The 11,168-nt window shown below is 43.8% G+C and carries 12 protein-coding genes; 3 read left to right on the forward strand and 9 right to left on the reverse strand.

Going from position 1 to position 11,168, the window contains the following annotated elements; all coding sequences use genetic code 11:
• Positions 1-81: 81 nt before the first annotated feature.
• From atpD to G500_RS0109985, 6 genes are all read right to left on the reverse strand, one after another.
• Positions 82-1,581 (reverse strand): F0F1 ATP synthase subunit beta, encoded by a 1,500-nt coding sequence (atpD, locus tag G500_RS0109955; RefSeq protein ID WP_027002453.1) that lies wholly within the window; start codon positions 1,579-1,581, stop codon positions 82-84.
• Between the two features lie 284 nt (positions 1,582-1,865).
• Complete coding sequence (locus G500_RS0109960; protein WP_027002454.1) at positions 1,866-2,486, reverse strand: DUF4190 domain-containing protein; 621 nt, start codon at positions 2,484-2,486, stop codon at positions 1,866-1,868.
• Between the two features lie 199 nt (positions 2,487-2,685).
• Entirely contained in the window at positions 2,686-3,135 is a 450-nt protein-coding gene (locus G500_RS0109970) for a GNAT family N-acetyltransferase (RefSeq protein ID WP_027002455.1), read from the reverse strand.
• Between the two features lie 50 nt (positions 3,136-3,185).
• Positions 3,186-4,736 carry a bifunctional metallophosphatase/5'-nucleotidase gene (locus G500_RS23130; RefSeq protein ID WP_051203420.1) on the reverse strand — a complete coding sequence of 517 codons (1,551 nt, stop codon included), beginning with the start codon at positions 4,734-4,736 and terminating at the stop codon, positions 3,186-3,188.
• 119 nt (positions 4,737-4,855) lie between these two features.
• Entirely contained in the window at positions 4,856-5,347 is a 492-nt protein-coding gene (locus tag G500_RS0109980; RefSeq protein ID WP_027002456.1) for an MFS transporter, read from the reverse strand.
• Positions 5,348-5,459: 112 nt separating this feature from the next.
• A complete protein-coding gene (locus G500_RS0109985) occupies positions 5,460-6,308 on the reverse strand; it encodes an SPFH domain-containing protein (protein ID WP_027002457.1) in 849 nt (282 codons plus the stop codon).
• Between the two features lie 204 nt (positions 6,309-6,512).
• Between G500_RS0109985 and msrB the strand changes: the two genes are divergently transcribed.
• Positions 6,513-7,046 (forward strand): peptide-methionine (R)-S-oxide reductase MsrB, encoded by a 534-nt coding sequence (gene msrB / locus G500_RS0109990; protein ID WP_086047878.1) that lies wholly within the window; start codon positions 6,513-6,515, stop codon positions 7,044-7,046.
• Positions 7,047-7,269: 223 nt separating this feature from the next.
• Here the strand turns inward: msrB and G500_RS0109995 are convergent, their stop codons facing one another.
• Positions 7,270-7,626, reverse strand: coding sequence for a phage holin family protein (locus G500_RS0109995; RefSeq protein WP_027002459.1), 357 nt, complete (start codon positions 7,624-7,626; stop codon positions 7,270-7,272).
• A 197-nt stretch (positions 7,627-7,823) separates the two neighbouring features.
• Here G500_RS0109995 and G500_RS0110000 point away from each other — a divergent pair, with 197 nt between their 5' ends.
• Both G500_RS0110000 and G500_RS0110005 read left to right on the forward strand, forming a co-directional pair.
• Positions 7,824-8,381, forward strand: a complete 558-nt coding sequence (locus tag G500_RS0110000; RefSeq protein WP_051203421.1) for an RNA polymerase sigma factor — start codon at positions 7,824-7,826, stop codon at positions 8,379-8,381.
• On the forward strand, positions 8,371-9,135 hold the full coding sequence (locus G500_RS0110005; RefSeq protein WP_154657113.1) for a hypothetical protein: 765 nt from the start codon (positions 8,371-8,373) through the stop codon (positions 9,133-9,135). Before G500_RS0110000 ends, G500_RS0110005 begins: the two co-directional genes overlap by 11 nt.
• A gap of 123 nt (positions 9,136-9,258) precedes the next feature.
• Here the strand turns inward: G500_RS0110005 and G500_RS0110010 are convergent, their stop codons facing one another.
• A complete protein-coding gene (locus G500_RS0110010; protein WP_027002462.1) occupies positions 9,259-10,635 on the reverse strand; it encodes a cystathionine beta-synthase in 1,377 nt (458 codons plus the stop codon).
• A 206-nt stretch (positions 10,636-10,841) separates the two neighbouring features.
• Complete coding sequence (locus G500_RS0110020; protein WP_027002463.1) at positions 10,842-11,069, reverse strand: hypothetical protein; 228 nt, start codon at positions 11,067-11,069, stop codon at positions 10,842-10,844.
• Positions 11,070-11,168: the final 99 nt, after the last annotated feature.

The raw sequence follows: 11,168 nt of genomic DNA on the forward strand, positions 1-11,168 counted from the left end.
TCTGCCAATGAGAGCCTTATCGAGCGGATAGGCGCGATAAGGCTTTTTGAGCAGGCGTGATAAAGTTGTGTGGGCAAGGGCTTAGTTCGCCTCTTTCAAAAGACGCTCACCCGCTTCGATAACGTCTTCGATTTTGCCCTTCAAAAGGAAGGCTTTTTCAGGATATTTATCCAATTCGCCGTCCATAATCATATTAAAGCCACGAATACAGTCTTTGATATCTACTAATTCGCCCTTGATGCCTGTAAATTGTTCGGCAACGTGGAAAGGCTGTGAAAGAAAACGCTGTACGCGTCGCGCACGTGCTACGACAAGTTTGTCTTCTTCCGAAAGTTCGTCCATACCCAAGATGGCGATAATGTCCTGCAATTCGTTGTAACGCTGCAAGAGATTTTTCACGCGCTGGGCAGTATTGTAGTGTTCGTCGCCGATAACGGCAGGGTCGAGGATACGCGAAGTAGAGTCTAAGGGGTCTACGGCAGGATAGATACCCAACTCTGAAATTTTGCGCGAAAGTACCGTCGTTGCGTCTAAGTGGGCAAAAGTGGTAGCAGGCGCAGGGTCAGTAAGGTCGTCGGCAGGTACATAAACGGCTTGTACCGAAGTGATAGAACCACGCTTTGTAGAAGTAATACGCTCCTGCATCGCACCCATTTCGGTAGCCAAAGTAGGCTGATAACCTACGGCAGAAGGCATACGCCCTAAGAGGGCAGATACTTCTGAACCTGCTTGGGTAAAGCGGAAGATGTTATCTACGAAGAAAAGAATATCCTTGCCTTTGCCCTCGCCGTCGCCGTCGCGGAAATATTCGGCAATGGTAAGTCCTGTCAAGGCTACACGTGCGCGTGCGCCCGGAGGTTCGTTCATCTGACCGAAAACGAAGGTAGCCTTAGATTCTTTTACGGCTTTGAGGTCTACTTTATCTACGTCCCAGCCGCCTTCTTCCATAGAGTGCAAAAAGTCTTTGCCATAGGTAACGATACCCGACTCAATCATTTCGCGCAATAAGTCGTTTCCTTCACGTGTGCGCTCGCCTACGCCAGCGAATACAGAAAGCCCCGAATAGGCTTTTGCGATATTATTGATAAGTTCCTGAATCAAGACGGTTTTTCCTACCCCAGCACCACCGAAAAGACCGATTTTACCACCTTTTGCATACGGCTCTAAAAGGTCGATGACCTTAATACCAGTATAAAGCACTTCGGTAGAGGTAGAGAGGTCTTCAAAAGCAGGCGCAGGGCGGTGAATAGGGAGGGACTTTCCAGTCTTGACTGTTCCGATACCGTCGATGGCTTCGCCTACTACATTGAAAAGGCGACCCAATATTTCTTCGCCGATAGGCACAGAAATCGCTTGTGCAGTGTTATGGACGGGCATACCGCGGGTAAGACCCTCTGTACTGTCCATAGAGATAGTGCGGACGCGGTCTTCGCCTAAGTGCTGCTGACACTCCAAAACCAATTCGGTGCCGTCTTCTTTCTTGACAAGGAGCGCATCTAAGATATTAGGGAGTGCGCCGTCTTCGAAGCTTACGTCCACCACAGGACCGATTACTTGTACAATTTTACCTGTATTTGCCATAAGTAGGTGATAAGATTGCGTATAAAATTTGCGTATAATTTCAGAGGTTCAGAAGGCTTTTTTGAAGGCTGTTTTCGAGGCAAAAGACGCGCGTACAACAGCGGAGAGATAAAGAAGCCTATCCAAAGTAGAGAGGGAAACCCTTTTATTTGAAGCCAGAGCAACGGGAATAAGAGGGAAAAGTGTCTTTCGGGTGCAAAGTTAGGTTTTCATTTTTTTTTATCAAAATTTAAGCCCTGCCTTTTCGTGCTTTTTATCAGAGAAGGGGCTAAAATATGCTTTTTTTACCAGCCAAAGGCAAAAGAAAGCAGAACTGCCACAATAAGTAGGGCTGCAAGGAAGGCTATCTTGCCCAAAATGATTCCCAAAATGGAAAAACCCAAACCTTTGCTGCCGCTACGCTTGCGCTCGCCCAAGCTTACGTAACCCACTATCATGCCCGCCAAGCCAAAAATTGCCATCGGAAAAAATAGAAAAGGACTTCCCCCAAAAGCAAGCAGCAGGCAGATAATTCCGACAAGGCTTAGTCCGAAGCTAATAAGGCTTGTCGGTTCGTAATCGGAATGGGGGGTAGTGGTGGCGTTTTTTTGTGCCTTTTTATGATTTTTTGCTTTCTTTTTTTCAACTTGTTTGGCAATTTTTTGCGCTATTTTCTTTTGTAGTATCCTTTCAAAGTTGCTTATTTTTTGTTTTTGAAGGGCGTTTTTTGCGCTATTTTCTAAAAAAAGTGCTTGTCTATTTTTTGGGTCTAAGGTCTGATTTTTTTCTGTCTTTTTGTCTGAACTCGCTATTTCTGCCTTTGCATTTGAAGCGGCATCAAGTCCGAAGGAAAAGACCATCAGGAAACAAAGAAAAAACGCTGCCATAAGGCGCGAAAAAGGCTTTTGAAAAGATGCAATAGGCATGGTAGTAGGAAAAAGTTAGGTTGTGAAAAACAGTATCCGAAAAAACTTCCCCTACAAGATGCAAAAAAGGTGCAAGGCGTTGCTTTTTTCAAAACTCCCCTTCCACAAAAAGCGAAAGGATAGGAAAAACAAATCTATCAGACCTAAATTGCCCTTGTCAAAAAATTATACAAGGGCAATTTAAACAAAATCTAAACTTTTATTCCACCTGCGGCAATTCATTAAGGATTAGTTCCATTTTATAGTGCAGAATTTTACATTCTTCAAACATATCGCCAACGGCTTCGAAGCCAAACTTATCGTACAAGCCCATTGCCGAAAGTTGGGCATGAAGGTACAAATAGCGTCCGCTGCCCAGCCTACGCAAGATGTCGGTGAGCATGTATTTGAGCAGTGCCGTACCTGTGCCTTGTGTGCGATAAGCCCGCAAGACGGCGAAACGCTCCAATTTGATGCCCTTTTCGGTAAAACGCCATCGCGCCGTACCGATAGCCTTTCCTTTGGAATAGGCTAAATAGTGTTGCGCTTCGGTTTCGTATTCATCATACTCTTCGGAAGGTGCTACGCCTTGTTCTTCCACAAAGACGACTCTACGTATCTCGAAAGCTGCCTCTAAGTCTTCGGGCGTTTGAATTTGAAAAACACGCATAGGAGGAAGTAGTTAAATATTTTTAGTTTGTAAAATGTCTTTTCAAAAAACTATTCTCGCGTTTTTTGTAATAGGTACTGAATAAGGGTCTTGCGCACGTCGGAGCGAGGGTCGGAAGATGCGGCATAAAGCGTTGTTTTGAGGATAACCGCCTTATTTTCTTGGCTCATAAATTCCATGTGGCGTTCTTTTCCTGTTAGGATAAAATCGTTTAGCACCACTTTATAGATTTTTTCGGCTTGGATAGGCTCATTTTTGAGTAGCCATTGGGTTTCTTTTTGGGTAAGATTTTTATCCATCTGCAAATAACCGCCGCTGCCTTTGTTTTTCATGCCTGCTTCCAGAAGGCGAACCAAATCGCTGCCTTTGAGTTCGACTTCTACCACAGCCCCCCCAAAGGGCAACATGCGCAAGATGTCGTATTGTGTAATCGTGCCTTCTACTTTGTCGTCAATGCGCACCGAACCGCTACCCAAAAGGGCGCAATCTGCCGCTGGAAAAACGTGCTTAAAAGCCTCTGTAATCAATTCCCCTGTGTTGGTCTGCTGGTTTCTGATGGCTGCCTCGCGTGCTTCCAAAGGCTCTTTGACTACGGTAACGATTTGATTTGGCTCAAAACCTTGTTCCTTCATTTTTAGAAAGGCGATATCGAGCCATTTGTCTATCACTTTTTTTGTGTTGGGGTCGGAAGGGAGTGTGGCATCTATTTCTTTTAGTTTGGACACAACTCTCACTTTTTGCGTTGTATCGTTGAAATAAAGTTGGTGAATATAGGCAGTACGGGCGTTGGCATCGGCTTTTGCCATCACTACTTCGCCTACTTGGTGGTACATATTGTGGTGGTCGTGTCCGCCCATTATCAAGGGCAGATGAGGGAGGCGACGCGCTAATTCCAAATCCTCTACCTCGTTGAGGTGCGTAATTGCCACTACAAAATCGCTGACCTTTGAAAGAGAATCGTACATCTTTTCGGCACTTTGATAGAAATCATCAAAGTAGGAATGAGGCGGATTGTTGTAGGGCAGACAAATTCCCATCAGTCCCATACGAAGCGGCTTGCCGTTTTTTTGTGGCAGTTCTAAGACCAAATGCGTAGGCAGCGGTTTGCCCTTTCGCGTAAAAGGCTGCACTTTGCCGTCTTTTTTATGAAAAGTATTAGTCGCAATCCATTCAAAATCCGATTCATTGATGCGCTCTAAAAGTTCGTCTTCTTTGATGTCAAATTCGTGATTGCCAAAACAGGCAAAATCAAGCCCCGCCGCATTGAGGGTTTCGACCATTTGCTTGCCCTTGATAAATTTCCCTTGTTGATATTCTATCGTACCCAAGACGGAAGGATTTAGAAAATCGCCTGCCAAGATAAGAAAGGTGTTCGGATTTTGTTTCACTAACTCCTTTTTGAGTGTCGCTACGCGGTCTAAGCTGCCATATTTGCCTGCCGCCACGCCTGCAATTTCATAGACATCGTTGATGTGTAGGAAAGTAACAGTGGGTTCTGCCGTTTGTGTGGCACTTTTTTGAGCCTGACACGCATTCAAAAATAGGGCAGCAAGCAGCGTTAGAAGTCCTACATGCTTGCGAAGAAAAAAGGTAAGTTTCATGTCCGTAATTTTTTAAACTGTATTCAAAAGTAAATAGTCGTGAGTAGGATTTTTTCGCAAATTACGGATTTTTAGGAATATAGAAGCCTTGTGGCTTTTTCTTCTTTTATTTTGCCCTGCTAACAGAGCGAATTTGTGCCACTCAATAAAATTACGATAAAAATTAGAAGAATCAGAAAAACACTTGCGCTCACGATAGCCCCCATCAGGAGCATAGAAAAGGCAAGCGAGCTGGGAATCAGATGCACAAAGAAGCCAATAATTGCCCCTATGAGAAAGGAAAACAAGAAAACGCCCAAAAAAAAGGGCATCTCTTGGGGGCGTGCCGTTTTTTCTACTTTCGCCTTTTGTTTGGCTATTTTGCGCTGCTGCTGCCACTGCCCTTTCCACGATTTGAGCTGTCGGCGCAAATCCTGACGCAAGACTTTTTTATGGTTTCGGCTATTTTTCGGGGAAATCGTCTGTTTTTGTGCCACTTGTTCCTGCGCCACTTGTTTTTGCATTTGGGCAGGGAGCGAAGTCTGGCTCTTTTTTTCGAGTTCGGCGGCTTGTATCAATCCAATTAGACAAAAATTGGCGCAAAGCCAAAAAATCAATATTTTGTAGTTCATCTATAAAAAAATAAAAATAAAAGTTGGATAAAAATACAATTTAGACCCTATTAGGAACTGTTCGCTCGCTAATAGGGTCTGTCTGCGCCTTTCAAAGGCTATTTTGTCTATCTTATCGCCCCGATACGTCTTTGAAAATCTTAGGCACTTCGCCATAAATAGGCAATTTGCCGTCCCATTTTTCAATAAATTGCTGCTGAATGAGCATAGGCGTAAGGCTTTCCTGACGCACTTTATTGGCGTAGGCTTCGGCTTCGGCTTGGATTTTCAAACTCTGTGCATAGCCTTCTGTTTCGGCGATTTTTTTAGCGGCATCAGCCTGCGCTTGTGCCAATTCTTCTTGCTTCTTCAAGCTAAGTTGCTTGGCATTGACCTTTGCCTCTACGTTTTGCATGACGCTATTAGGCAGGCGCATCGTGCCTAAAATCACAATTTGTTCTACCTTAAAACCTTCTGGTTCTAAAAGCGAGCGGATAATCTTTTCGGCATCACTTTGGAAGGTTTCGCGCTTTTGGTACAAATCTTCGGCAGTATAGCGCGAGGCTGCGGTATTAAAACCTTGTCGCATATAGTTTCGGATAACCGTTTCGCTCAATTCATCTAAGGTACGGCGGTATTTTTTGAAGATAGAAACGACTTTTTCCTGCTCTACCCGATAATTCAAACTGACATCGAAAGCACAAGAAAGACCATCTTGGGTCGTAACCTTAAACTCACGATTAGAAGTGCCTTCGGTAGAAGAATAAACCGAATTTTGCACGAAAGTAGGAAATTCATAGACGGCAGTAGTTACGGAATTATACCAAACAAAGCCCTGTACAGGCGTTACACTCTGCTCTCCTTCGCCGTATAAATCTACTTCAATACCTACGTAGCCTGCATCTACGCGCTCATAACTACAACTTCCCAATAGAAAAGGGACTGCCAAAAGTAGCCAAACAAAAAATCTTTTATTTTGCATAATCGTTTATTTTGTGAAGTTTATGAAAAAGGTAGAAAGCCCTTTGCGCTTTCTTTTCAAAAAGCTAAGATAAGTTTTTTTAACTGCCAAAACAAATATTTGCCCGCCGAAAGCGAAAACATTTTATTTTGTAGCACCGTTTTGAAGGAAAAGAATCGTACCAAACCTACGATTTTGCCTTCTTTACCCTCTTTTTTTCTGCTTATGCAAGACCCAACGCGCCCCTTATTCCTTTTTGGCACAGCGCAGCCCAAGAGCCTAATTTTTTTAGCCCTTTTCGTTTTTCTTAGCCTTTCGGCTTGCGCCCAAAAAAAAGAACTTTCTCAATCTCAAAATCAAAAAAGTATGTATCCCATAGAAAAAAGCGAGGCGGAATGGAAAGCCGAGCTTACCCCTACCCAGTATCAAATTTTGCGACAAAAAGGCACAGAACGCGCCTTTACAGGCAAATATTGGAATCATTTTGAAAAAGGCTCTTACGCCTGTGCAGGTTGTAAAACGCCACTTTTCACTTCCGAAACCAAGTATGAGTCGAGCTGCGGCTGGCCTAGCTACTTCGATGGCATGAAAGACAAAATAGAAGAAAAATTGGACAAAAGTTATGGCATGATTCGTACCGAAGTGCTTTGCAAAACCTGCGGCGGACACTTAGGACACGTCTTCAACGACGGTCCTCCACCGACAGGAATCCGCTATTGCATCAACTCTGAATCGTTGGTCTTTATTCCTGAAAAATAGCCAACTTTTAGCCCTTAGTAGTGTTAGGTTCTATAAAAAAACTTGTGTTATCAAATCTTACACAAAATAAAATTTGGCTTCAATCCTGTTTTAGGTCTGAAAACTCTTTTTTATTTCAATCTAATTTAGGACAAGACAACGTCTTTTAATATGGGACAAGGCAATGCCTTGTCCCTACTCAATGATTTTTAGAACTTAACATTACTGCGTTTTTTTGCCGCAACTACTTTTCTTCTTTTTTCTCTCCAAAAAAGAGTTCAATCACAAAATCGGCAATAGAATACAGCACACTAAAAAATAGGGCATATAGAAAACCATTGACTTCGAAATGCGCCCCCAAAAAATAATCTGCCAACAATATCATACCTGCATTGATAACGAGCAGAAATAGCCCCAAGGTTACGAAAGTAATGGGCAGGGTCAGAAACTTGACCACAGGGCGAATGAAAGTATTGAGCAAACCCAGCACTAAGGCAGTAATAAGGGCGTATTGAAAATTGCTCACATAGATTTGAGGCAGCAGGTAGGCAATACCCATGATGGACAGTGCCGAAAGGATAAATTTGAATAAAAAGCGCATTTGAAAAAAATTGAAAAGAGAGTAATAGGAAGAAAAGGCGAAGATTGTGCCGCCAAGATGCAAAAAAAATAGGACAAGAGAAAAAGAGGAATTAAAAAGTAGGCGATTTTTCCTACCCCTGTTACTTTTTATAGCTTCTGCGATTATAGCAATATCCTACCTGCTCTTTATTCTTTTTTCTCAATCCGATTATTCCCTTGTCTGTAGCCGAAGAAACGCTTATTGAGGCGGCGCAAAAAGACCCGCAAGCCTTTCAGGTGCTTTACCAAAAGTACTTTGGGAAGCTCCTGCGCTATGTGCTACGCAAAACGGGGGACGAGGAATTGGCTGCCGACCTAACACAACAGACTTTCCTCAAAGCCCTGCTTCACTTGCCCAAATTTGAGCCAAGAGGCGTGCCTTTTTCTGCGTGGCTCTATCGTATCGCCACCAATGAAGTCTATAAACATTTCCAACAGACGCAAAAAATGCCTGTCTATCATTTCGATACCGAAACCCTTGCCATTTGGATAGAACAGCATCAGCCTGCGGAAAATCGTGAGGGCGTAGAATTATTACAAGAAAGATTGCAGAAAATGCAAAAGCATTTAAAAAACTTGTCTGAATCAGACCTAAACCTTATCCAGTTGCGTTTTTTCGAGGATAAGTCCTTCAAAGAAATTGCCTACATTTTGGAGGCTTCCGAAAGCGCAACGAAAATGCGGCTCTACCGTATTTTGGAAAAAATGAAAAAGCAAATGACTTTTGATGCCTAATCCAAGCCCCGATTTCGAAACGCACAAACTCATGAAAACGCCCAATTCCTCTTCCAAACCGACAGTTTTTTTTCCCGATAAATTTCCTTCTGAAAAAGAGTTGGCAAAACATGCCGATTTTGAAGCCCTTTTAAAAGCCTATCAAAAGGAACAGCAAAAGCCGCCTATTCCCCAAAAAACAACAAAAACGCGCCTTTGGATAGGTTATAGTGTTGGCATGGCTGCCACCTTAGCGGCTCTTTGGTTTGGGGTGCAATGGCTATTTTCGCCCATACAAACCCAAGAGGCACAAATCTTTAATCCTGCCCAAGCGCATACTTTTTTGGTTTCGGAAGACGACCTGCAAAATGGCGAAAGATTGGTCTATGGCACAGAAAAGGCGGCAACGCTTATCGCCGAAAACTATTTCAAAGCACCGAACCAGAAAAAAACCTTCCCCACTACTATTTTAGAAACCAATGCCCAGCCGCAAGCCGAAACCTTAGAACATCTTTCCCTTTTGGCGCAAAGTGTAAAAAAAGAAACGCCCTGCCAAAAAGAAGCCACAAAAGAAGGACAAACAGAAAACTATCTCGCCTTTGTAGTAGATGAAGAAGGCGCAGTATCGCAAATAGAATGGCAAGGCAATTCTGATGCCCTCTGCCAAGCCGAAAAAGAAGAAAAGGTGCGCCAAATTTTTTCTAAAATGCCCAAGTGGAAACCCGCCCAATGGCAAGGCGAAACCTTAGCACAGCGTTTTGTCGTGCCGATTTAAAATTTTGACCGCTAAAAAAAACGCGAAGCAAAAGCTTCGCGCTACGGTTGTAGGGACAAGGCAGCACCTTGTCCCTATGCCTTTTTTGTGAGTACGCAAAAAGCAGAATTTAGCACCACTAACTTAAACCGTTAGGGCTTCCAATAAGTCCTGTTGGGTGATGATATGCACGTTTTGGGCTTCGTCGCGCACCAAAAGCGCAGGGTTTTCTTTGTTGATGAGCGAAGAAAGCACATCAAGGGTATTATCCAACCCTACAAAGGTGAAAGGCTTTTCCATGATGTCTTTCACAGGGCTATTTTTCAGTTCAGGATTGTCTATCAAACGGCTCAAAGTACGCGCATCTATCAGACTGCCCACAATTTCCTTGCCCTCCTTATCGCTTACAGGTAGCTGCGAAATGCCTTCTTTGTTCATCAGGCGGACGGCTTCGCCCACAGGCGTATTTTCTGAAATGGTAAGCAAGGCGGCTTTTCCATTTCTGCGCTCTACGATATGACGCGCCGTTGAAAATTCGCGCTCCAAAAAGCCATGGTCTTTCATCCACGCATCATTGTAGATTTTGGCTAAGTAGCGCGTGCCATGGTCGGGCAAAATTACAACCATGACATCACCTTCTTTGAGATGCGCCTTTGCGTATTCGAGCGCACCAAAGACGGCAGAGCCACACGACCAGCCGACGAAAAGCCCTTCTTCTTTTGCCAGACGGCGCGTCATCAGGGCGGCATCTTTGTCTGTAACCTTTACGAAATGGTCGATAACGTCCATTTCTACATTTTTGGGTAAAATATCTTCGCCGATACCTTCGGTTAGGTAGGGATAGATTTCTTTTTCGTCAAAAATACCCGTTTCTTTGAGTTTTTTAAAGACCGAGCCATAGGTATCAATACCCACAGTTACGATATTGGGGTTTTGCTCCTTCAAAAATTTAGCTGTGCCGCACATAGACCCCCCTGTGCCTACACCTGCGGCGTAGTGTGTAATTTTGCCTTCGGTATCGCGCCAAATTTCGGGAGCTGTGGTTTCGTAATGCGCCAAACGGTTCGAAAGATTGTCGTATTGATTGGGGTAGAAAGAGTTGGGAATGTCGGCATTTAGCTTTTTCGCCACAGAATAGTAGGAGCGTGGGTCTTCGGGCGCAACGTTGGTAGGGCAGACAATCACCTCTGCCCCCACTGCACGCAAAATGTCTATCTTTTCTTGCGACTGTTTGTCTGAAACGGTAAAGATGCACTTGTAGCCCTTGGCAATGGCAGCCAACGCCAAGCCCATGCCTGTATTGCCTGACGTGCCTTCGATGATAGTACCGCCTTTGCTGATAAGCCCTGCTTTTTCCGCGTCTTCAATCATCTTGATAGCAATTCTATCTTTCATAGAATTGCCCGGATTGAGGTATTCTACCTTAGCCAGGACAGTACCTTTGATGCCTTTGGTTACGTTATTGAGTTTGACAAGGGGCGTGTTGCCTACGGTTTCGATGATACTATTGTAATATTTCATAACAAAAAGAGAAAAGATGCGCCAGAAGTGCAGTTTGGTTTAGAAAGGTGAGAAAGTCGTTGTTTGAAAATCGCCGCTTGTACGCCAATTTTTTTCAAAATTACAAAAAAAACCCATAAAGACAAGGCTTTATGAGTTCTTTTAGTTTGAAAAGGTAGCCCTAAAAATCGCCAAAAAGAGGCTACTACAAGGCTTGATTTGTTTTGTTATTTGCCACCTGTTGTGGTGTCGCCGCCACCGCCTTGTCCTTGACGGAAAGAGGGGTCTGCCTGCCAAGTGTCGTCGTCCATCGTACCTGAATCACCCGTTTGAGAGGGGTCGTAAGGCTGGTCACCTGCATCACCGTTGCCGCCTATAATTGATTTTGCTTCTGCGTCAGAGATAGATTTCGCGCTATTGGCTAATTCGTCGAGGGTCTTTTTGTTCTTGTCCATACAATATAAAAGGGAGGGTTGAGAAGATGAAAACTGAAAAGTTGAAAAGCGAGGAAAAAACAGTTCGTTTGTACTTTGTTAGGTAGAACGCAAAACCTA

Source organism: Hugenholtzia roseola DSM 9546 (genome assembly GCF_000422585.1).
GTDB classification, from domain to species: Bacteria; Bacteroidota; Bacteroidia; order Cytophagales; family Bernardetiaceae; genus Hugenholtzia; species Hugenholtzia roseola.